The sequence below is a fragment of the Paenibacillus sp. BGI2013 genome (assembly GCF_002843485.1).
Taxonomy (GTDB): Bacteria; Bacillota; Bacilli; order Paenibacillales; family Paenibacillaceae; genus Paenibacillus; species Paenibacillus amylolyticus.
In genome coordinates this window covers 498044-521570 of the sequence record NZ_PJFA01000003.1, presented here as the reverse complement: position 1 = coordinate 521570, position 23527 = coordinate 498044, and the positions used below count along the sequence as shown (strand labels likewise).

The window sequence follows — 23527 nt, the reverse complement described above, 5'->3', positions numbered from 1 at the left end:
AGTGAACATGATGGAACAAACCACGCATTTGCTAGAATGTCTCAAGGAAGTGTATGACCCTGAATTAGGTGTCAATATCGTTGACCTAGGTCTGGTCTATGAAGTAAGGGAAGAGCCTGAACGGGTTCATGTACGAATGACGCTGACTACACCAGGTTGCCCGCTGCATGATACAATTGTCGGAGCGGTGAAATGGGTTTTGCAGGAAAATACAAATAAGAATGATATTGATGTTCAAGTCGTGTGGGAGCCACAATGGTCTCCACAGCTGATGTCAAATGAAGCCAAGGAAATGCTGGGATACTTCTAGGCAGAATGACTATAGACCGGATGAATGAACAAGTTGCTAGCGGAATACAAAGAAGCGTACTTAAGATCTGATGTTCTCAGACCCAGGTATGCTTTTTGTTTTGCGATGGAAGCCACACTTGATATACACCCCGGAGATTGCTAGAAGGACGAATGTTGGAGCAGAGTATTCTTGAATAAAAATAAATAAGGAAACTCCAGAATAGAGTTCCCCTTATATTGGTACCGATCAGTGAATCATTCTAACGATTCCTTGATCTTAGATGTCCTTTGCATACGATGCTGATGGTACTTTATTTAACACCACGAACAAACGAACCTCCTGATCTCCTGTATTATGGAATGCAAACTCCACTTCACCGCCGCAATGAATTACATCCTCTTGTTTCACCTCTTGTTCTTTTCCATCCAGCATAAGTGTGCCTGTGCCTTCAACCACCAGCAAAATAACGTCTGTGCCTGGATGTTTATGAACGGGAAGCTGCTGACCTGGCAGAAAATGAAGGACAAAGGTCACTCCACCACCCTGTTGGAATAAAACTCGTTTCGTGAAACGGTCCTCACTGAATGTTTTGACTTCTTGCAATGACGTGATACTCATGATAATCGTCCTCCTCGATATTATAATCTGTGAATACATTCATCTTATCGCAAGAAAGCCCGCGTTTCCTTGATCTGAATCAAGAAATGCGGGCAATGAACAAATCATGGGTCGGTCCTCATGACCGCTTGTTTCTAAGATGGTCACACCATCATTTTACGCAAAGAAGCGATATATCTCGAACGTATAATGATAAAATAAAACGTCTGTGCAAGTACAAAGGCACCAAATACAGTCAACACGGGCATCGTATAATTGGTAATACCGAATTCAGTCAGGAATGGCTTAACCACCACCAAAGTTTCAATGATAGCTACTCCGATCGGTAAAAAGAACAAAATGGCAATCTGAACGGTGGATGATCGTTTCATCTCCTGGAAACTGAGACCCATTTTCGAAAGAGAATGCACCATCTTTCCATCCGCTTCAAGATCGGTATGCAGTCTGAAATACAAAAAGCTTGCAGAAGAGATCGAGAAGATTAATCCGATAAATATGCCCAGGAAGGTAAAGAGTGCTGTACCCTGTCTGAATCTTTCAAAATCACCGTACCGTGTACTCAGATATCCAGACTGGTTATCCGTTGAAGCGTTGCTGCTTCGGATGGAATCCGCGGAGGATAGAAGCTGATCGCTAACCATGGCTTCCGAAGAGTGGCGATCAGGTACAGCATGACCCCATGCAGGGATCTGATACAGGTATTTACCAGATATCATATTATCTTTGATCTGTTGGGCAATCTCTTCATACTTCTCATCCGGTAGGACAACTACACCTGTAGCATAGAGTAGGGTTCCAAACTGTGGATCGATATCTGTATCCGTAACCCTAACTTCCAGCGGACTAGCATTCAGACTCAACGTCAACTTGTCTCCCTTCGCATAATTACGAAATCTGTTGCGCTTTATCTGATCCTGACCCTTCTCATTGCGGGTATCCACAAATACAGCGGACCCGGTATCCAATTCGAACATCTTTCTCCCTTGTGTCAGATTGTATTGGTTGTATTGACTAAGCGGCATAACCGAGACTGCACTCTGATCTGCATCAGACCAGAAATATTCAATATAGACTTGCTGATAATCCAAGCCTGCGGCTTCAAGTTTCGAATCAATAGCACTCATATCCAATTGCTCTGTTGGTCTGAATACGTTGTATTGAATTGCAAAATCGTTGTTTGTAAACTGCTCCCGGTTCTCCTGATCCAGTGACAAAATTACAACTGCACTCATTGAAGCAATCGCAATCACCACGGTCACCATAAAGAGCATGCGGGCATTATCCTTCATTTTATAACTCATCTCTGAGATCCACAACAGACGTGTACCATGCCATACCGTTTTACGATTACGCTTCAATAAACGGATGATGAGCACGGAAAGTTGTGAATAGAAAAAATACGTCCCGGCTATCCCTGTTACTGCTGCAATCATGATGGTTCCGCCATTTAACCCGTTACGGAGTACCACAAAACCTACTGTAAGTAATGCAAAACCCAGAATTGAGAAGAACCATGAAGCTTTCGGCTCTTTTTTAGGTTTGTTGGTTCCCGTTAGAAGTTCTAACGTCCGTTTATTTCCGATAAAAACCAGTGTGAAGAGTGAAATGCAGAAAAATAATAACAGAAAGGCCCCGATCGTAATCAGAATCGCCTTCACGGGAAAATAAAAGGGCAGATCATCCATCCCGATAAAACGAGTGGTTAACATCAGGAACAGCTTGGACAACAACATACCTCCGCCGATACCGGCAATAATGGACAGGCAGCCGATCAACATGTTTTCCAAAATGACCAATCTCCGAATCTGTGCGGGTTCTGCACCAAGTATGGTCAGAATGCCAAACTCTTTATTCCGAGATTTGAGAAAAGCACTGATGGAATACATAACAAAGAAAAATGCAAACACATATACGATAATTGAAGCGATCTGCATTCCCGTAGCGGTTGTGTCACCCATCGGCAACTCTGTCACATACGGATGATAAATGAACACCGCATAAGCGAAGAATATCATGACCATAAACACACTACTTAGAAAAAAAGCAATATACGCTCGCCCATTACGGCGGATGTTATTAAACGCGAACTGAGGAAAGCTCATGTGAATTCCCTCCCCAGAAGGATAAAGTATCAATGATCCGCTGGAAAAACGTCTGTCGATTATCTCCACGGTGTACCTCGGCTGCCAGCTTTCCGTCCTTAATGAACACGATGCGGTTGCAATAACTTGCAGCAAGCGGGTCATGTGTGACCAACATAATGGTTGTTTTCTCCTGCTGGTTAATCTGTTCAAGTGACTCCATGACCGCTTGGGATGACGTAGAATCCAGCGCACCGGTTGGTTCATCCGCCAAAACAATCGAAGGCATATTGATCATGGATCTCGCAATGGCTGTTCGTTGTCGCTGTCCGCCCGAAATTTCGTAGACTCGTTTATCCAGAATATGATCAATCCCAAGCTTCGCTGTAATGCGATGTAGTCTGCTCTCCATCTCCTTTAGTTTGACCTTGTCCAGTGTCAATGGAAGTACAATATTCTCAGCAACAGTCAGCGTGTCCAACAGATTGAAATCCTGAAAGACAAATCCGAGTTCTCGACGTCGGAACATGGCAAGTTCTTTCTTTTTCATATCAAACGGGTTCATGCCATTAATCAGCACCTTGCCTGAGCTGGGTTCATCAATGGTGGAGACCATGTTTAACAATGTGGTTTTGCCACTGCCCGACGGGCCCATAATACCCACAAACTCACCTTGCTTGATTGTCAGATGAATATCACTAAGGGCTTGAGTCTGCACTTTGCCCTGATATACTTTGTTCAGTCCCGATACCTGTAACATTTCCATGCGTAATTCCCTCCTAATCCGTCATTCTTTATACGTTAATTCTATTCTTATCCTAACTGACCTCCCGTAACGGTGCTATCGAATTACCTTAAACTTCTCTTACAACGCGTTTAAGGTTCTGTTCCCCTGCCTCCTCTATGACACTTCTGTGCATTAAAAAAAGCACCTCGCCCATGGGCAAAGCGCTCTTTACTTCGGATATTTCGAATGAATCCAGCTGAATCTGACCAACGTTCCCTCATTTGGCTCCGAAAACAACTCCACACGGTTATCCAGGCGGGCACTGATCTCACGAACCAGATATAATCCCATTCCAGTAGATTCGTGATATTGTCTGCCCCGTTCACCTGTAAAATAAGGATTGAACACGCGATGAATATCCTCGGACGAGATGCCGATCCCCTCATCCTGAATGTCCAGGATTGTACGCTCTTCCTGCTTATAGCCTGTAATGATCACTTTTTTGCCTGATTTGCTATCGGAATAGTTCACGGCATTGGTCAAAATCTGGGTGAACATGAACCGCAGCCACTTGGAGTCACTGTAGATCTGAAGGTCACCCTCCATACGGATATCCGGCGTAATGCCTCTGCGAATAAACAAACGTCGGTTCTCTGCAATGCTACTCCGAAGCACCTCATGCAGAGACAGCAGCTCTACACGAAAATCCCCTTCGAACTGTTCAAGCCGTGATGAATGCAAGACCATTTCAAGTCCTTTGCGCAGCTTATCCAGCTCATCCTGAATACTGCCAGCCGTCTCATCGTCCACATCTTCCAAGGTCAGTTGGATAATGGACAACGGGGTCTTCATCTGATGAACCCAGCGATTCATGAATACCACCTGCTGTTCCTTGCTAGTACGTAACTGCCCCATCTCGTTCTGCCGATTACGCTCCAGTTCATGTAACAATTGCTGGATGGCTTCCGCCACGACCGAATTTCCAAGCGCTTGGAAAGGCTCGTTTACCAGTTTTCGTGGTTGTTCAAGCAGACGATAATACGCTCGCAGCTGGAAGTAACGTATGATCAGATAGACCAACAGCACAACAGTACTGATCAGCATGCCATAGAGAACAATCTTCATCGGACGGCCCTCACCAGAGAGCCAGTAGACACACGGAACCAGCAGCATCTGTAACACATAAAATCCAACTAACATCTGGTGGTCTTTCAGGAACAGTCTCATTTCCCTTTCCCCTGTGAGGACGAATCCAGATCCAACACACGATAACCCGCTCCGCGAACCGTCTCCAAAATCTCTTCTGCACCCAGCTCCTTCAACTTCCGGCGAACACGTGTAATATAGACATTCAACGTATTATCATCGATAAAATGCTGATCTTCCCACATTTGTTCTAACAATTTTTCTCGGCTGACAACTCGCCCTGCCTTCGCCATCAGCGCTTCCACCAGTATCGCTTCCTTCTGTGTTAGCTCGGTAGAACGCTCATCATATTCCAATACAAATCGCTCAGGATAAAGGATCATGGGACCGTTCTTCACCTTCACTTCCTGTTGAACAGCAGCGTAAGAACCATAGGCTCTGCGTAGCTGACTACGTACTTTGGCAAGAACGACTTCATATTGAAAAGGTTTTGTAATATAATCATCCGCTCCATGTTCCAATGCCATAATCTGATCCATACCACTATCACGAGCCGATATGAATAAAATGGGACATATGGAATGTGTGCGTATCTGCCTGCACCAGTAGTATCCATCATATTGAGGCAAATTCACATCCATCAGCACAAGGTCCGGCTTCACTTCCACAAATTCATCCAGTACATGACGAAAATCATCTGTGACCTGTACCTGGAATCCATTTCGGGTCAGATAAGCCGCCAGTAATCCTGCTAACTTGGCATCATCTTCAACCAACAATATCGACTGCATCGTTAACCCTCTTTCCGTTTCCTGACGTCAGTGTATCACACCTAGTTACCCATTCTAGTCGGAAACGACTTGAAAATAAAGCTTTAGACCACGAGACGCCCTCTCTTCTCTGCCAACCCAATGATGGCTTCCACCCCTGAGTTAAACTCAAGAAAGTCCTGCTCGACCCCATCGCTGAAAATAACACCATCCTCTGGCATCTGGGATACAATGTGCAGTGGTTGTTTTGAATGGATCTGCCCAAACACCAGATTGGCCGCAGTCGTTCGGCTCGGAAAAGGTTCACGTACTGAAAAATATAAGTACGGCGCATCCCAGTTAAAATGATTCAGCTCCTGCCTGCTTCCATGATTGGATGCCGATGCTGTAGCAACCTCTGCTTCGGAATGCATGTTCTGCCATGCAGCCGACCCTACAATTCCTGTGGCGCCGGCCAGCACACTTTTGAACCAGCCTGTCGATCCCATGCCTGTGGATACAATGATGCCACTAGAAGATTGTTGTTCTGTGGATGAACCCAAACGCACTTCATAACGAGCCGATACATGTGTCTTACGACCAATGAACAGATCATTCACACCATATAGATACTGTCCATCATTGAGTTCCACTTTGGCGAGAGTGACTTCTTTCAAGGTTCGTTGCTTTCGAATGACATCAGGAACAATGAAGCTTAGATCTTCCACGGTAAAAGGTAATAACACGCCATCCCAACGCATCGGGTCCGGATTCACACCGATGAGCGGCTGCTCGGTTACGTATTTGAGGGTGTTGGCTACAAGCCCATCCTGTCCAACCACGACCACGATATCCTGCTCTCCAAAGATAAAATTGGGTACATGTTCGCGATCAATCGTCTGAACGCGGCCCAATTGACCCAGTTGCTGCTGTGCCTGCTGCACAGATAGCCTATAACGACGGTCTTCCTCCATATAATCACTGAAGTCTGCGCCCAGACGTTCAATATAGAACTGAGCTTGCTGCACCGTGTTATATCGAACCACCAGCTCTTCCAGTCGGGTCCGACGTTTCACCAGAATCAGCTTGTGTTCACTCATCCGATCATCTGCCGTGGCCTGCTGACGTACTGATTTCCCTGCCTGCTCTGCTTGCTCTCTTCTTCCTAATCTCATCTCGCTCGACCTCCCTGATCTCTGCCTGGCGTAGGAGACATTAATCCCTGTAACAGATCCGGCGAGATATTTAGTTGCCCAATCTTGCCTGCATTTTCAGCCAGTTCCTGGAACGCGAGTGCGATCAGCTTATCAGAATTCATGCCCATATTCGCCATTGCTTGCAGTACATTGGGCTGTACATTTTGCAATGAGTTCATCACGGCAGCAATCTCATACGCTTTGGCATCTGCCTCGGCATTGTGATTAGCAATGGTTAACTCAATCAGTTGTTGCTTCCGTTCCTCCATCGCTGTATTGAACTGAAGCTGCTCCTGCTCCATCTCATTTTGTTTCTGTTTCACCGAGCGCTCAGCCTGCAATTGGGTCTCACGAATCTGCTGTTTCTTCGTCTCTATGGCAATTTCGGTGTTCAGTTCGTTCTCTTTCACTCGTCTTTCCTGTTCAATCGAGGCATTACGACGTACATAGAGCGCTTCATCTGCCTGACGCAAAATCTCTTCCCGCGCTTGTGCTTCCAATGCACGCATCGTCTCTTTATTAGGCAGAATGGCCAGTATCGATAGACTCATCAACTCAACGCCCAATTTCTCCAACTCTTCACTTTGCACAACCTCGCGTTTCATGCTGCTTGCCAGCCGTTCACTGGATTGAATAGCTTCTTTCAGCGGCATTTGCTCCAGATGTTTCTTGGTTAGTACTTTCGCTGTGGTGATCACCCGTTGATCCAGCTTGCCGGGGTCGTCGGAGATATACCGATTTTTGCGCAAATTGTACGTGTAATTCAGGCTCTGGGTTATTTTCAGGTAATCCACAATGCGATAGCTTAGCTGCCCTTGCACAGTAACCGTCTGATAATCCGCCGTAATCTCTTCGAACATGAACGGTACATCCACCGAGGATACGGGTAGAACCACTACCGATGTGGTCGGCTCATAGTAATAGAAGGACAATCCGACACCTTGACGTTGTACCTCACCATTTTTCACTTTCATGACATACTCACTGGGTTGAAATTTCGCAAATCGGAATCCAAACATGGCTCATTCCCCATTTCTTAATATTGTCGTTTTGATATTATCGAAATGATAACAAATGGATTCAATATTGTCAATACGACATTAACAAAATGTTTATATGCCTATTTAGAGAAAGCGGGTCCGTTCTATATAAGTTGAACTAAAGATTATTTACACTGACACTCCGATGACAGAATAACCTTCTAATCGCTGTTATCCCCAGATTTTTTCGATTCCCTTTTCTAAAGGGAAAATCCGGTGATAAAGGCGAACGCTTCGCTTTTTCAGTTTTTTCTGTCCTCTCCGTTATCGTGTAAATCAATAGTTAAACTTATATAATCTCTTTTCACAAAAAATAAAGAGACCGAATCCTATGATCCGATCTCTTTACCTGCTTTGTTATTTTCTATTCATGCGTGTTAATGATGCCATTAGGCACCTTTCGTAATCAAAAGCGGACTTTTCTAACTATCTCTAATACAGTTGTTCCATCATTCTGGCGACTGCAACAGCCCCTTGTGCACGGTTCGCTGTTTCTTTCGGAGCAAACGTGCCATCAGGCATGCCATTTAGCAGTCCAAGTTGTTGCATCGAGGCTACAGCTTCTTTGGCATATCCGGCGATCTCGGCGTTGTCTACAAACACCATATTTCCTTGAACAGAATTGGTCGCATCCTCACGCTGCACAACCTTCAGTGCTCTGTTCAGCATAACGGCCATTTCTTCTCGTGAAATGCGTTCATTCGCTCCAAAGCTTCCATCTGCTCGGCCTTGAATTATTTCCATTTCCATTCCAAGTCGTACTGAATCGGTATACCACTGCCCTTCCTTCACATCCGTTGGTGTTGAAATAGATGGATCCGGCTGGCGTGCATCACCAATACCTTTAATAATCATTTGCAAAAATTGTGCTCTGGTCAGTTCACCTTGCGGGGCAAAACGAGTTGCGCTCATCCCCGAAATAATCCCTTTACCGTAGAGGTTCTGTACCTCTTGGATTGCCCAATTGTGATTTTGCAAATCATGTAATGGCACTTCAACTTCTGCAATGACATAACTGCCGGATTCCAGCGGTTTGAACGCCATCGTTTTGGTCTTATCATCGTACTTGGAATACGCAACAGGTTTCATTTCTCCACTTGGAGATATGGAATGTACAACCATAACTGCATCATTCTTCTTAGGTTGCTCCACATTGGATAGAGCAACTTCAACTGCTCTGTTTGTCCATTGCAATGGCTTATTGTTCATTAACAGATTCACATCAACAATTGCATGATTACCGATCGTTGCTTTTTGCGATGTGGACAATGTATCTGTCGATCCTTTTGCTACTACGATGTCGAACGTTCCCTCAGTCTCCGCAATGGTTAGAGGGAGTGATCTCAGAGGAACACGAACGGTAGTCTGTCCTACAACTACATCCAGGGATTTCACTTCCTCGGAACGAATCCATTCCGCCAGTTGACTTGCAGCCAACTGGAATGTGACTGTCTTGGCTGTGTCGGGTACATCTGCAAGCAGTTTCAACGTACCATTTCCTGCATCCATGGATTGCAGTATCTGAGTTAATTGAGATACATCTGGACGAATCGAATACCTGTCATTCCCGGTTGCTGTTCCTTTTACCGTTATTAGACCCTTAACTGGCGGATTACCAGGTTCAACCGGTGGTGTTACAGCCGGATTCCCCGTTGAAGGAGCTGTTCCCGGGTTGAAAGGTTGTGATGGTACACTTGGTTGTGATGGCTGGCCAGGGCCAGGTGTTACATCTTGACGTACAAGCTTACTCACAGCATCTTGTAACGCACGATCCGCATTGCTTACATCTTGCGTTGAAGATTCAACATCCAGAATGAATGCCTTCGCTTCAGAAAGTGCCTTACTGAACACATTCCAGCTTGATGTCGTGTATTCGGTTTGTTTTAATTTCTCAGCGGTATCTACAGTAGTTTGCAGTGCAGATTTGTCCGCTGGGAACGTACCGTATGCTTCAAATTCCATGAATCCTACCCATGTGGGACCTGTTTTAATCGTTACCCGAATGTAACGTCCCTCCGTGCCTTCTGGAAGTACATGGCTAGGTGCGGTTGATACAACTACATCACTTGTGGTGTCCACTACTTTCACAAAATTTTTGTTATCGTTGGACACTTCGATCGTATATTTGATGCCGCCACTCCACATCGACATTTCGATTTTACGGAGGTTAGCAACCTGACCCAAATCCACTTGCCACCAGCTATCCTTACTCTGGTCTGTTCCCCATGAAGTGTTCGGATTGTTGTCAATTGCACCTTCAGGAGAGTTGGCTTGATTGCCTCCTGTCCCTGCACTACTTGAAGCCGTTGCCGTTTTGCCCGTTGTTAAAGCCTCCAGAGAGACTAGATTAGTAAAGGCTTGTTTCAACGTACTCAGTGCTGAATTCACCTCAGACTGGACAACAGCATTGTTATCTCGGACCTGAATCGCTGCCTGCAAAGACTGTTCCAATACAGACCAGCTCCGGCGTGTATAGGAAGATTTAGTCTGCTGCTGCATTTGTTGAATGTACTGGTGCAGTTGTGTTTTGTCCACATTGGATAGACCTTGAATGGCATCATGCAAACGTTTAACCGCTGTATTCGCATCCGTCTGTGTTGCTCTTGGATCATTCAAGATCTGATCAGCGCCTTCCAGCGCTTTGGTCAATACCGCCCAAGTGGCCGCAGACCAGTCAGCCTGCTGATACGTACGCGCTTCCGCTATTTTAGCTCTGAGCTCGTCAAGCTGCGGGGTGATAACCTGCATCTGCTGCATCACACGTTCCAATGCTGTTGTCGCTGCATCTGTATCTAATTGAGTTACCCCACCCGGCGTGTATGCCTGTTGGTACACATCATTCGCTGTCGAGATTGCCGGAGCCAGAGTCACCCAGCTTTCCGGAGTAAAATCAGTCTGTACCAATGATTTGGCTCGTGTAAGTGCCGCATCCAGTTGCTGGCGGTCTGCGGGCAGAATACCCAGTCCGCGTTTGTAAACATCAAGGGACCATAACGCTCTGCCTTCATACGAATGCCCGCCGTTGGCCGGAAATTCATCGTAGTCAAACATCGCTTGGTTCTCCCATGCATTACCTTCGGATGCAATCCAGCCTACACCCGCCGGAATCCACGCTGGCTCCCAGTAGAAAAAACCTGCGCCATGATTCCCTGGCACGTTCGCAATCATGTCCATAATGCCGGCGATGGCATCATATTGACCTTGAACGGTTGCTGGGAAGTCTGCTCCCCCAACATGAAGCGCTTCGTCCGATCCGATGATATTTCCATGAGCGTCCCCGTTTTTGTAGGAAAACGGATAGGACGTTTCAGCGATAATGACATCTTTGCCAAACTCGACTGACACTTCATTCATCGTTTTCTGTACATCCGCAAACGTCCCATGCCAGAACGGGTAATACGACAGTCCGATAATGTCATATTCCAGTCCGCCAGCACTTAACTCTTTAAAGTACCATTTGAACGTATCCACCTTGCCACCTTCAGCCAGATGGATCATAATCTTCACCTTATCCGCGTTATCGGTGATCTCCCCTTCTACTGCACGTACAGCATCAATTCCGCTTTTCAGCAATGCAACATTTAGCTTAAAATCCACGTCGCTGCTTAAGCCGTTCAGAACACCACTGTTGATCTCATTACCGATCTGCACCATATCAGGCATAGCGCCCTTAGCTTTCATTTCTCCCACAACTTCATACGTATAGTTGTATACGGCCTGCTTCAGCTCTTCGGGGGAAAGACCTTCCCAAGCTTTGGGACGAAGCTGCTGGCCCGGGTGCGCCCACTCATCCGAGTAGTGGAAATCCAACAGGATCTTCATACCTTTTTGCTTCACTCGCTTGGCCAAACGAATGACATCTTCCTTGTCGTTGTATCCCCCTGATTTCTGTGGATCATTCCACAGACGAAGACGCACATAATTGACACCGCGATCCTTGAGAATATCGAGCAAATCACGCTCTGTACCGTTGCTGTCCACGTATTTTCCGCCTTTATCCTCAATGGCAGTCAACGTGGAAATATCGACACCTCTGACATAGTCTGCACGATACCCCTCAACGATCACCTTAGCTTTAAGCTGAGGCTCTGGAGGCGCACCATATACAACTCCTGTTACCGTAAATTCGCCTGCAGAGGCGTATTGCATAGGGTCGATATGATCCCAAGTCACAGGTACCATTCCCGATTTTTCATTCTGAAACTGTGCCTTTACCTCGTTGGGCAGAATTGGAGCACTTCTGGTCACCGTTCTCACTTCGATCTCATCATATCCTTTAATATTGGCTGGTTCAGTTCCTTCTGCTTCTCCCCACACTTTGAACTCCAATATTTCCGGCCAGACTCCCTCACCCTTGTAAAAGGAGATGTTCAGTCTGATGTATCGTACATCATTCTGCTGAAACGTCAGATCAGCGATCTGTTTGGGATCGGCATTTTCATTTTGATCAGCAACGTTGGTCCATGCCTGCTGATCAGCAGATGTTTCTACCATATATTTCACAACCGTGTTTTCTCTCCACGTTATCTCCGCTCCGGACAGATTGTAGTCTTCACCCAGATCAATCATCACCCACTGTGGTTGTTCCGTTGTCACTCCAGCCTTAGCAGCCCAATGCGTGTCACTTTTACCATCAACCAAGTGCTCCTTTTTGCTCCAATGCTCCAAATATTCTGTGCTTACCGAAACCGCCTTGTTAAGTGCCACGTTCACTTTTGCATCTTCTGCAGCCGCTGGACGAACCATCAACCCCAGATCACAGAACAGCATCAGTAATACCAGACACCCGCTTATGTACCTCTTGTTCACTCTTGATCTCCCCCTTTTTGTGTTTGATTGTGCATGGATCAATGAATGTTATGAATCCTCCTCATTGTAAGCGCTTAATAGCGATAGGCGACACGGCATAATCCAAAGGAAACAGCAGTTATTTTAACAATATGATCCTGTGATAGTTACATTTGAGCTATATCGATCACGCTATTTTGCAAAAGAAAGCAAAAAATCTGTCCGTCTACCGTAAGGCAGAACAGAACAGATTTTCAGGTATATGATCATTGTTACACTTATTTAGTAAGTTTCAATTCAAGCTGTACCTGGATATCATTTTCAGTCGAGAGCACAACGGAGTGTGGATTTTCCATTCCGAAATCTTCGAACGTTACCATCGATGTTGCCGACAACAATACTGCATTATTCTCATAAGCAGCTTTTGCATCAAAAGTTACTTCTTTTTCAATACCTTTAACCGTAATGGTACCATTCATTTTGATATCAACCGTTTGACCGACAGGCCATTCCGCAGGTACCCCTTCAAATGAAGTCGCTGTAAATGTAGCTTGTGGATATGTAGCAACGTCGAAGAAATCGGCTTGCTTCACGTGACCATCACGCTGTCCATTTCCGGAATCAATTCCGTCCATCTTGATCTGTCCTTCTGCCTTCATCTGAGCAGCATCGTCTACGTTAATTGTCCAATTGCCTGTTACCTGCTCGTCCACAAAGTTAACGGTCTCCTGTGATGTAGTTACGGAGAAATATACTTTGGAACCTTCGCTGATGCTCCAGTCTCCGTTCAGTTGCTCTGCTCCAGCAGTTTCATTGGCTACAACCGTTCCTGTGCTATCTACAGCTGTGGTGGAAGTCGCTGTGCTCGCAGGAAGCACCTGCTCAATCTCCACGTTGTTCCCCAAGTAACTGTTTGTGATATAGTAACCACCGCCACCGATTACGGCAACCGCCGCTACACCTGTAATAAGCCATGCTTTTGCTTTCTTGTTCATCTCTATGTTTCCTCCAGTACATGATTGTTTAGGTTGCTTCTTGGAGTGAATCATATCAATTGAATGTGTCAGGAAGAAGTCAAGATAAGACAAGTCACATATTTTTTTGAAATCCGTAATACAGGATTGGCTTTATGCTCTGGCTCATGTAAAATCAGTACAAGTTTACAAAGCGAAAGGAGAACGCTTTTTTTGAAATCCATACTTATCGTCGAGGATGAGCAAGCTATTGCACGAGTATTGGCTGCTTATCTGAGAAAAGCAGAATTTGAAGTTCATCATGCAGCAGATGGACCGACTGCACTTACCCTTTTTGATACCGTAACGCCTTCCCTTGTATTACTTGATGTGATGCTGCCAGGAATGGACGGATGGGATCTGCTGCGGATTATTCGTGAAAAAAGTGCTTGTCCCGTGATCATGCTAACTGCACTAGATGACATTTCAGACCGTCTCAACGGACTAAATGCCGGTGCTGACGATTATATGAGCAAACCTTTTGTACCGGAAGAAGTGGTCGCCAGAGTTAATGCGGTGTTGCGCCGTAATCCACATTGGACCTCAGGTGGCAAAGAGAAGCGTTCCTTTGGAAATCTCGTCATTGATCTTGCTGCCAAGCAGGTGCTGCTGAACGGTGCAGAGGTTGCACTCACACCTCGTGACCTGTCGTTACTGTTCTTCCTGTCCGATTATCCGAATCGTACATTTACCAGAGATCATCTTATTGAACAGGTATGGGGGATGGACTATGATGGCAGTGATCGTGCTGTGGATCTATCGATTAAACGACTACGTCAAGCCCTCTCCCACTGGTCGCCAGAGACGGGAGAAATTCGGACGTTGCGAGGAATGGGGTATCAATTTTGGATCGCCAACTGAAACAGAAGAAACCCAAACGAACGATATCCATTCTGTCACACTGGACACTGCGATATTTTCTCATTTTGTGCATTGGTTTCACGATTATTGCGGCAGGGGCACTCTACTGGATTCGAACAACTTCCATTGAGAAAAGCCTCAAAACCGCAGAACTGCTTGGTCTGGAGATTGCCGATCGAGTGACCAGTGAGAATAATATGCTTCGAGTTCCACCCGATCTGGACAGACTGGTAACCAAGCGAGAGAAACTATTCAACACAGATCATTATTTTTGTGTCATGATCTTGGACAATAACAATCAATTGATCTTTTCCCAGCCTAAAATGGAGCAAAAAGATGTGCATTATCGACTGTCAGACGACTATCTTGAACCGCGAAACAACAAATATGCAGGTGTAACGGTCAACATATCCGAGGGCGATCAAACCTTGGGCAAAGTGTGGGTCATGCAGTCCAAACAATCCATTACATTTGGTCCAGAGACGATATGGCTCGTGGCTCTAATCCTCGGAGGACTAATCCTCTGTGGATGGTTTACAATCTATCTCCTGTCCAAAAAGTTATCCAGACCGATTCGTCAGGTCGCCTATGCCGCTGAACAGATTCGAGGTGGCAATTATGATGTGAGTCTTGACTTGAATACACGAGAACGTGAGATCAATGAACTTGTAAATTCATTTCGCGATATGGCCACTCGTCTCCAACAACTTGAAGAATGGCGTACACTTTCGCTGGCAGGGGTAAGTCATGAACTCAAGACACCGGTAACTTCCATCAAGGGGCTCGTTATGGCAGTACGTGACGATGTTGTGAGTCCACAGGAAGGTAAAGAATTTTTGGATATCGCTTTGAAGGAATCTGAACGCATGGAGCGAATGGTCGCAGATTTGCTTGACTATAACGCCATGGCTGCAGGAAGTGTTGCCGTTCGCAAGGAACGGACGGATCTGAAACTGTTGGTCGGTGAGATCATCTATCAGTGGAAGATTGCGTATGAAGACAAAATGCCAGAGGTTCAGCTGCACGCACCTCCAATTAACTTTTTTACCATGGGGGATGCTCTCCGCATTCAGCAGATCATTGTCAATTTGCTTAATAACGCACTTCATGCCACAGCTCCTGAACAGAAGGCTGTCTTCGATATTTATCTAAGTACAGAAGAACAGATGCTTTACGTTGATGTTAAGGACCACGGCACAGGCATCGCAGCCGAAGAACAACCCAAAATCTTCGAACGGTTCTATCGTGGAGAACTCAAAAAACGTCGTAACCGCGGCCTGGGTCTAGGATTAACATATAGCCGCCTACTCGCTCAGGAACAGGGCGGTGAACTGACACTTGTCTCCAGCAGCCCGGAAGGCAGCATGTTCAGATTAAGCCTGCCACGCTGGACTGCAACACAAGAAGCCATGAATACAGAAAAAGCATACGGAGCAGCCGTTAAAGTATAAAGCACCTCGCTAACATGACAACTAGCCCAGAACTCCATTCAGGAGACTGGGCTAGTTCAACGTGTTCCTTGTTGCTTTATCCAGAATAGAAGCAATCAACACTCTAATAAACGTGGTCTGTATTCATCGTAAGCATCCGAGATCAGTTGCTTATGAAGTGCACTACTGGCAATGATTGCTTTCCGCTTTGCTTTCAGAACGATCTGCTCTATATCCGCATAACTGCACCCAGTCAAGCGTTCACATATGTAATCTTCCAGCCGAGTCTCCTGTTCAAATGCCCCTACCAATTTGCTGATATACAATTTGCGACTCGAATCATCAGGCATACCGTAGGTCATCTTCGTATCAAACCGCCGCCAGATGGCGTGATCCAGCTGGGTTTCCAGATTCGTCGCAGCCACCAGAATACTGTCCCCATCGAATTCGTCCAGACATTGCAACAACGTATTGACGACACGAGCCATCTCTTTCACTTCATCATTGCTCTCACGTGTCCGGCCTATGGCATCAAATTCATCCAGAAATAACACACAGGGATTCATTCGTGCATATTCGAATAACTTACGTACGTTACTCCCCGTCTCCCCAAGATGGCTATGAATGATCGCATCTAATCTCACAAGAACCAATGGCAGATCAAGGCGCTCCGCCAGATGTGATGCCGTTAATGTTTTTCCCGTACCGGGAGGCCCGAACATGACCATTTTGTTGGGGATTGATACATCATGCTCTCTGAACTTTTCTTTCATGCCCAGGATGGTGACAAATTCATTAATGATGCGTTCATTTTCAGCGGAAAATACAATATGCTGGGCTTTGCGTCTACACTCTTTCGGCGTGTAAAAAGCAGCCATATCGATCCCTTTCGCGCGGGGAATCCGGTTCATATGGTTTATTTTGCTCATGTATACACATGCTCCTTCATTTATGGTTTCAGTCCATGATTCAAGTTATATAAGTTGAACTAATGAATATTTACACTGACCACTTCGATGACAGAACAACCTTCCGATCGCTGTTATCCCCAGATTTTTTGATTAAATTCCTAGAGGGGAAATCCAGGGATAAAGGCGAAGTATATGCTTCCGATGCAGCTTTTTTTCCAAAAGCTTTTAGCTCCGCTCCTTCAGGTTCTTTCTGTCCTCTCCGTTTTCGTGTAAATGTTTAGTTCAATTTATATAGAATCAATTAGACTTTTAATCGTAATTATTACTATTAAATAATAACATACTACTGCCTTTTTGCAAATATAACCACAGCACGTCCACTATTTTGCCACAGATGGGGGCATTTGGTTGCAAGCTTCAATAAAATTTGCTATTCTAAGTGTGCATCGTTGTGTATAACGCAAAAAAGCCCTCCGAATTTCACGAGAGCAAAAATTTTCCAGATTAACAAGCGGCAACTTGTTATATCCGGATTCTTTATACCAACGACTGTAATCCAATTAAAGTGAGGTTAACAATCATGGCAAAAGACGTATTGTGTGAAGTTAATTCCTGTCGTCACTGGGCTCAAGAGAACAAATGTAACGCTTCTTCGATCTACATTGTGAGTCACAGTTCCAAAGAAGCAAGTCAGTCTGCTGAAACAGACTGCAAGACTTTTGAAGTAAAATAAGTAATTTCAATTGATCCACTTAAAGGAGCCCTTACCGGTTCCTTTTTTCTTTGTCTATTGTAACAAGAATGATAATTATTATCAAGCCCTATTCTGTAAAAATCCTTCTCACCTCTTCAATGCACATTGGACAGATGACCTACGTACACTACGTAAGAAGTCAGTATGCCCATGAACGATTAGAACCAAGAGGTGAATAACAATGCCTGTTAAAAGTGGCACACAGTATCGCGAACGAATTGATGCACAGTCCGTCCCTTGCTGGTACAAAGGTAACCTTATTACTGGAAAACGCTCTGAACATGTAGCATTTGCTGGTTTGATGGAGACTCAGATGTACATGTATGATCTGCAATCTGATCCTAAATTTGCAGAAACGATGACGTATGCCTCCCCGGCAGACGGCAAACCTGTGGGCATATCCTTCCTGCCTCCAACCAGTGCCGACGACCTCCGTAAACGACGGGAAGGGATGAATATCTGGGCAAATGTGCATCACGGCTTTCTTGGTCGCTCACCCGATTACATGAATACAGCCATAATGTCCTTTTACACAGGTGCCGATCTCCTGAACGAACTATCTCCCCAATATGCAGAAAATCTCAAAAATTATTATGCGTACTGCCGTGATCATGATATCACACTATCCCATGCCTTCATTCAGCCATATGCCAGCAAAATCTCAGGGCAATTGGATGCTACTGAAGATGCTATTGCCGCAAAGGTCGTGGATCGCACCGAGGAAGGTCTCATTATTAGCGGAGCATTCATGATGGCTACACAAGCTGCCACTTCGGATGAGATTTTTGTCTATCCGTCACCTTCTCCCGCCCCATTTGATGACGAAAATCCATTTGCATTCTCTTTTGCTGTCCCCAATGATCTTCCGGGTATCAGTCTGGTATGCAGGGATACCTACGCGGCCGAATCTCACGCTAACTATCCGCTGAGCTCCAGGTATGAAGAAATGGACAATATCGTCATCTTTGACCGGGTGCTCGTTCCGCATGAACGGATATTTTTTGCAGGAAGTGAGGAAATGTCCTCGCGTCTCTTCAGTGGTAGCAACTTTCATATTCACGCTGGTCATCAGGTATTGTGTCGTTATATTGCCAAGACGGAATTTGTTCTCGGTACAATCCAGCTTCTCACGGATACGCTGGATCTGAATACGGAAGCACATGTTATAGAGAAAACTGCACGTGTGTTCGCAGGTCTTGAATCGTTAAAAGCATTAGCTTTGGCCGCGGAGGCAGGTGCAATACCAGACGGAAGAGGATTTGTATTACCTGCACCCAAACCATTGATGGCAGCCAATCTCCTCTTTCCGAAACTTTATCCTGAGATGATTGAAATTCTGCAACTCTTGGGTTCGAGCGGGGTAATTATGATCCCTCAGGAAGAAGAGTTTCAATCCGATATCGCTCCTTCACTGAATATATATCTGAAAGGGAACGATATGGCTTCTCACGAACGCAACGCTCTGTTCCGCCTAATCTGGGAGCTTGGATCTGGTTCATTCGGGGGCAGACAGACCCAATTCGAACGATTCTTTTTTGGCAATGTCCTTACCGTATCCAATCGGTTGTTCTCCGTCTACAACAAAGATCAGACGAATCGTCAGCTCGTTCGTGATTTTCTATTCAACACCAGCAAATAAGAGAACTAATGAATCATTTTTTTAGACCAGATGGTCATATACCGTCATCAGTTCAGAGGCCGGTCTGCTTGCATCCATATCCCGCAATGCAGGCTGGTCTCCGTAACCGATATGGAATACCCCCAGCACCTTCTCTTCACTTGTCAAACCCATCAAATTCATAAACACAGGATGTTGTTGATAATCATTGATCTTCCAGACCGCATTCAATCCCTGTTCCGCAGCCAGAATACTAAAGCGTTTGCTCCAGGCTTTGGCCGGCAGAAGATCATCCTCACGGGCATTTCTAGGCGCCACGACAACCAGATGGGTAGGAATCGCTTCCGTGTATTGATATGTAGCCCAATCGCCGTAGCGATCAGCTAGGTGGGGTGGATAGCTCTGTCTGACCGCTTCCAGATAAAGCTGTCGTCCTTCGCCTGCAAACAACATAAACCTCCAAGGTTCTGAACTCATTACATATAATGAAGGATCAGCTTCATCAAGCAACTTTCGTATAACCGACTGGGGTACTGGCAACGGACTGAATTCGCAAGTTCCTGCACGTCTCTTGCTGCTCCTTATATCTTGACTTAGACCGGTAGACATGGCAACTTCCCCTCCTCTATCTGCATGATATATCGTTATCCTTCAACTGTCTTCACATTAACCATGTTTTCTTCGGTTCAATAGCTTCCGTTCTCCAGCGATCTACCTCTTCATGGATGCGAGCTTTATCACGCGTCGTAAACTGTTCTGACTCCACCACTTCTGCTTGCGGCATGCTGTCACGTATCAAGCGAATGTAGTCCATGGAACGTATCAGAGACTGGCGTCCAGGGATGTACCTGATTTTGCGTCCTTCCAACAAGCAGTATATCTCGATCATACCCGGTAATTTTCCGAAGGCTTCCCAGCAGAATGCACTGACCATATGCTGAAACGCCTCAACTACGTTTGGATCATGGACAACCATATATTTCTGAATAAGCAGCGAATCCCAGCCTTCTGGTTGCCAGGCCGCCTGAAATATCATCGATAAATGCATGGATAATGCAGGTAACTCCGTTCTCCACTGTTCAAAAAGAATGGCTGGATGCTTCAAATCATCGTTCATTGCAATGGCGAGTGACAATTCATCCGTAATCTTGTTCTTCACATCCCAGTAATGGAGAACAGATTCGAAACCATCCGTCTTTCTGGGCCACCACTTCTCAAGTAAATACTGTACGGGTACCTCTTTGCGAACATCGGGGTCGAGACTGTAAAAAGCATTGACCGCATGGCTCACCGCATATTGTACACGGTGCCTCCATTGCAGTGGAAGACGCTGCTCAGACACTGGTTCAGGGCGGATGAATCGATGTGGGCTGCGCAGCATTTCTTCCAATCTGTAATCTTCAAGCAGACGTCCAGGAAGATCATTCCTTCCGACTGCCATCGCTGCCTGAACATTATGTCTTAACATGATCTTTAGGACACCTGTAATCCGGCAGCAGCGAAGCGTTTGCCAAAGTCACGGCATGTTTCTTTCTCCTGCTCAAGCGGACTATACTCAATTTTCAACATCTCTGGAGATACCTCCGCCCCACGCTCCTGCAGCTTGGCAGCCGCCAGATCAACTGCACCGCAGAACTGCTCATACGAGGTGTCACCACTACCAAACACCGCAGCTCTCTTACCACTCAGGTCAAGCTCATCCAGCTCCTCATAGAAATCAAGGAATTCATCTGGCAACTCCCCGTCTCCCCAGGTGTACACACCGATCATGAATCCGTCATAGTCCAATACATCAGATGCATTACAATCCGTTACGGATTTCAGGTCTGCCTCGTGGCCTCCCTGTGTAATTCCTTCCACAATCAGTTCTGCAATTTCTTCTGTATTTCCTGTCATGCTCGCATAAGCCACTAACAATTTAGCCATCTATTTTTCCCTCACTTTATTTGATCATGTTATATTCTCTCTATGAAGAAAGAATGAATTTTTGATTAACAAAATCATATGTGATAATGATTATCATTGTCAAATTAAATTTTTGGTTATCTTTGTTTTTCAGTATATGGTGCACTCCCGTCCCCCAACTGGCGTCCAAGCCCTTTTTTGTTGTACAATAGTATCCAAATGACTTTTGAAGGATGGATAAATCATTATGTACGTAGCTAAGAATTGGAAGGACTATGAAGTAATCGACACAGGAGGCGGCGAGAAACTGGAGCGTTGGGGAGATGTGATTTTACGCAGACCCGATCCACAGATTATCTGGCCCCTTGAGCAAGAAACCAATGAATGGCGTCAGGTGCATGGTCACTATCATCGCAGTTCTTCCGGTGGCGGTAACTGGGATATGAAAAAGCCCATTCCCGAGCGCTGGACGATCGGATACGAAAACCTGAAATTCCACATTAAACCTACCAGCTTTAAGCACACTGGCCTGTTCCCTGAACAAGCTGCTAACTGGAGCTGGATGATGGATAAAATCTCCAATGCAGGACGCCCTATTTCTGTCTTGAACCTGTTTGCCTATACAGGCGGAGCAACGGTAGCCGCAGCTTACGCAGGCGCTTCTGTTGTGCATGTGGATGCAGCTAAAGGCATGGTTCAATGGGCCAAGGAAAATGTTCAATTATCCGGACTGGCTGATCGCCCTGTTCGTTTTATTACAGATGATGTATTCAAATTTGTACAACGGGAACAACGTCGCGGAAATCGTTACGACGCCATTATTATGGACCCTCCTTCATATGGCCGTGGCCCTAATGGAGAGACATGGAAACTGGAAGAGAACCTATATCCTTTCCTGAAGTCATGTATGACGATCTTGTCGGATAATCCATTATTCATGCTGGTTAACTCCTACACTACGGGCATTTCCTCTACGGTTCTGCGCAACATGTTGACCATGACGATGTCTGCTCAGTACGGTGGTGACATTACTGCAGGTGAAATTGGTCTGCCGATCACACGTAGTGGTCTTGATCTGCCTTGTGGTATTCTGGGCCGTTGGGAGTCTTAATCATGTCAGAACATCGGCATGACCACGATGCGATTCCGATTCTGTTTGAAGACAACCATCTGTTAGGCATTACGAAGCCGGTCAATGTACCTACCCAGGAAGATTCATCAGGTGATCCGGATTTGCTTACATTGCTGAAGCAGGATCTGAAAGAACGATACAACAAACCTGGCAATGTTTATCTCGGGTTAGTACACCGACTTGATCGTCCTGTTGGAGGGGCAATGATTTTTGCCAAGACTTCTAAAGCAGCTTCGAGATTGTCCGAGACTGTGCGGGGACGTCATTTCCGTAAAATATATGCGGCTGTTGTACATGGCAAGTTACCTGCACAGCAGGGAACGTTAAAACACACGCTCCTGAAAGATACACGTACAAATACCGTTACTGTTGTACCTAAAGGTACGGCTGGCGGTAAGGATGCCGTTCTGGATTACCGTGTTATCGGCGAGACAGACCGTTACAGCCTCGTCCATATCGAACTGCACACCGGCAGATCTCATCAGATTCGAGTGCAAATGAAAGAAATCGGCTGCCCTCTGTACGGGGATCAGAAGTACGGCGCAAGCGTGAATAAACCCGGGCAACAGATTGCTCTATGGTCGGCGATTGCTGCTTTTCCTCATCCAGTTACTAAGGAAGAAGTTATTCTGCAATCTTTGCCTGCAAGAGAATTCCCCTGGGCAGAATGGCCCGCTGCCGTGTACCAAAAAGCTTTTGGACAACCTCAATAAGTACGTGTTCAAAAGACTGGTTTTCAGTACCGATACGATGGGATCAGAAGCGGTATTATCGAACAACCTCTATAAGTGCACAGGATCAGGTTACATCTGTCCATACAACGTGTCGTTCAGATTCTGTATCTGAACGACACGTTTTTTCATGTTTTCAGCTATATACCTAAAATACAGAGAGGAGACATCATGATGACCCCGTTTACCAAACAAGTCGTTGCGATCATCGCGGCGATTCCTGAAGGTAAAGTGATGACTTACGGTCAGATTGCAGCACATGCTGGAAGTCCAAGAGCCGCGAGACAAGTCGTACGTATTCTGCACTCGATGAGCCGCAAGGAACGTCTGCCCTGGCACCGTGTCGTCAATGCAAAAGGAGAAATCTCCATACCGGACGAACACTCGCGCATGATGCAGGAAACAGAACTGATTAGCGAAGGTGTGGAGTTTCAACTGAACGGAACCATTAATCTCAAACAGTTCGGTCATGAGCCCGATCCTGTATTTCTTATCGATCCAACGATCCAGCCCGAATAATAAAAGTACTCTCCTC

21 protein-coding genes are annotated in these 23527 nt (G+C 45.7%); 8 read left to right on the top strand and 13 right to left on the bottom strand.

Translation table 11 applies throughout. The features are described from left to right. The first annotated feature begins 10 nt into the window (after positions 1-10). On the top strand, positions 11-310 hold the full coding sequence (locus CXK86_RS09735; RefSeq protein ID WP_076250604.1) for a metal-sulfur cluster assembly factor: 300 nt from the start codon (positions 11-13) through the stop codon (positions 308-310). A 258-nt stretch (positions 311-568) separates the two neighbouring features. On the opposite strand, the gene CXK86_RS09730 is transcribed toward CXK86_RS09735, so the two are convergent. From CXK86_RS09730 to CXK86_RS09690, 9 genes are all read right to left on the bottom strand, one after another. Then, a complete protein-coding gene (locus tag CXK86_RS09730) occupies positions 569-910 on the bottom strand; it encodes a cupin domain-containing protein (protein WP_076250054.1) in 342 nt (113 codons plus the stop codon). Positions 911-1053: 143 nt separating this feature from the next. Continuing rightward, positions 1054-3012, bottom strand: a complete 1959-nt coding sequence (locus CXK86_RS09725) for an ABC transporter permease (protein WP_076250053.1) — start codon at positions 3010-3012, stop codon at positions 1054-1056. Then, entirely contained in the window at positions 2987-3757 is a 771-nt protein-coding gene (locus CXK86_RS09720; protein WP_017687815.1) for an ABC transporter ATP-binding protein, read from the bottom strand. Before CXK86_RS09720 ends, CXK86_RS09725 begins: the two co-directional genes overlap by 26 nt. A 189-nt stretch (positions 3758-3946) precedes the next feature. After that, a complete protein-coding gene (locus CXK86_RS09715; RefSeq protein WP_076250052.1) occupies positions 3947-4945 on the bottom strand; it encodes a sensor histidine kinase in 999 nt (332 codons plus the stop codon). Beyond that, positions 4942-5655 carry a response regulator transcription factor gene (locus CXK86_RS09710; protein ID WP_101313648.1) on the bottom strand — a complete coding sequence of 238 codons (714 nt, stop codon included), beginning with the start codon at positions 5653-5655 and terminating at the stop codon, positions 4942-4944. The genes CXK86_RS09715 and CXK86_RS09710 overlap by 4 nt, the downstream gene beginning before the upstream one ends. An 83-nt stretch (positions 5656-5738) precedes the next feature. Then, positions 5739-6713 (bottom strand): diacylglycerol kinase catalytic domain-containing protein, encoded by a 975-nt coding sequence (locus CXK86_RS09705; protein ID WP_101313681.1) that lies wholly within the window; start codon positions 6711-6713, stop codon positions 5739-5741. Between the two features lie 71 nt (positions 6714-6784). Further along, positions 6785-7828: an SPFH domain-containing protein gene (locus tag CXK86_RS09700; RefSeq protein WP_101313647.1), complete on the bottom strand. Its 1044-nt coding sequence runs from the start codon at positions 7826-7828 to the stop codon at positions 6785-6787. Between the two features lie 453 nt (positions 7829-8281). Beyond that, entirely contained in the window at positions 8282-12658 is a 4377-nt protein-coding gene (locus CXK86_RS09695; protein ID WP_101313646.1) for a glycosyl hydrolase 53 family protein, read from the bottom strand. A gap of 257 nt (positions 12659-12915) precedes the next feature. Then, entirely contained in the window at positions 12916-13632 is a 717-nt protein-coding gene (locus tag CXK86_RS09690) for a YceI family protein (RefSeq protein ID WP_101313645.1), read from the bottom strand. Positions 13633-13824: 192 nt separating this feature from the next. Here CXK86_RS09690 and CXK86_RS09685 point away from each other — a divergent pair, with 192 nt between their 5' ends. After that, on the top strand, positions 13825-14511 hold the full coding sequence (locus tag CXK86_RS09685; RefSeq protein ID WP_036672909.1) for a response regulator transcription factor: 687 nt from the start codon (positions 13825-13827) through the stop codon (positions 14509-14511). Then, positions 14496-15962 carry a HAMP domain-containing sensor histidine kinase gene (locus CXK86_RS09680; protein WP_101313644.1) on the top strand — a complete coding sequence of 489 codons (1467 nt, stop codon included), beginning with the start codon at positions 14496-14498 and terminating at the stop codon, positions 15960-15962. Before CXK86_RS09685 ends, CXK86_RS09680 begins: the two co-directional genes overlap by 16 nt. Before the next feature lie 95 nt (positions 15963-16057). On the opposite strand, the gene CXK86_RS09675 is transcribed toward CXK86_RS09680, so the two are convergent. After that, positions 16058-16870 carry an AAA family ATPase gene (locus CXK86_RS09675; RefSeq protein WP_101313643.1) on the bottom strand — a complete coding sequence of 271 codons (813 nt, stop codon included), beginning with the start codon at positions 16868-16870 and terminating at the stop codon, positions 16058-16060. Positions 16871-17432: 562 nt separating this feature from the next. On the opposite strand from CXK86_RS09675, the gene CXK86_RS09670 reads away from it, so the two are divergent. Both CXK86_RS09670 and CXK86_RS09665 read left to right on the top strand, forming a co-directional pair. Continuing rightward, positions 17433-17585 (top strand): DUF1540 domain-containing protein, encoded by a 153-nt coding sequence (locus CXK86_RS09670; RefSeq protein ID WP_074095586.1) that lies wholly within the window; start codon positions 17433-17435, stop codon positions 17583-17585. A 202-nt stretch (positions 17586-17787) separates the two neighbouring features. Next, the gene (locus tag CXK86_RS09665; RefSeq protein WP_101313642.1) at positions 17788-19245 is read left to right on the top strand and encodes a 4-hydroxyphenylacetate 3-hydroxylase family protein; all 1458 of its coding nucleotides are present in this window, start codon (positions 17788-17790) and stop codon (positions 19243-19245) included. Between the two features lie 21 nt (positions 19246-19266). Here the strand turns inward: CXK86_RS09665 and CXK86_RS09660 are convergent, their stop codons facing one another. Genes CXK86_RS09660 through CXK86_RS09650 form a run of 3 tightly spaced genes read right to left on the bottom strand, consistent with a single transcriptional unit; the run spans position 19267 to position 21150 of the window. Further along, complete coding sequence (locus tag CXK86_RS09660; RefSeq protein ID WP_101313641.1) at positions 19267-19833, bottom strand: nitroreductase family protein; 567 nt, start codon at positions 19831-19833, stop codon at positions 19267-19269. Positions 19834-19885: 52 nt separating this feature from the next. After that, positions 19886-20692 (bottom strand): hypothetical protein, encoded by an 807-nt coding sequence (locus CXK86_RS09655; RefSeq protein WP_101313640.1) that lies wholly within the window; start codon positions 20690-20692, stop codon positions 19886-19888. A gap of 5 nt (positions 20693-20697) precedes the next feature. Further along, complete coding sequence (locus CXK86_RS09650) at positions 20698-21150, bottom strand: flavodoxin (protein ID WP_017687802.1); 453 nt, start codon at positions 21148-21150, stop codon at positions 20698-20700. A gap of 226 nt (positions 21151-21376) precedes the next feature. Between CXK86_RS09650 and CXK86_RS09645 the strand changes: the two genes are divergently transcribed. The 3 genes from CXK86_RS09645 to CXK86_RS09635 all read left to right on the top strand — a co-directional run bounded on the left by CXK86_RS09645 (position 21377) and on the right by CXK86_RS09635 (position 23511). Continuing rightward, entirely contained in the window at positions 21377-22240 is an 864-nt protein-coding gene (locus CXK86_RS09645) for a class I SAM-dependent methyltransferase (protein WP_017687801.1), read from the top strand. A gap of 2 nt (positions 22241-22242) precedes the next feature. Beyond that, on the top strand, positions 22243-22974 hold the full coding sequence (locus tag CXK86_RS09640) for an RluA family pseudouridine synthase (RefSeq protein ID WP_101313639.1): 732 nt from the start codon (positions 22243-22245) through the stop codon (positions 22972-22974). 192 nt (positions 22975-23166) lie between these two features. Then, a complete protein-coding gene (locus tag CXK86_RS09635) occupies positions 23167-23511 on the top strand; it encodes an MGMT family protein (protein WP_036613313.1) in 345 nt (114 codons plus the stop codon). The last annotated feature ends 16 nt before the right edge of the window (positions 23512-23527 follow it).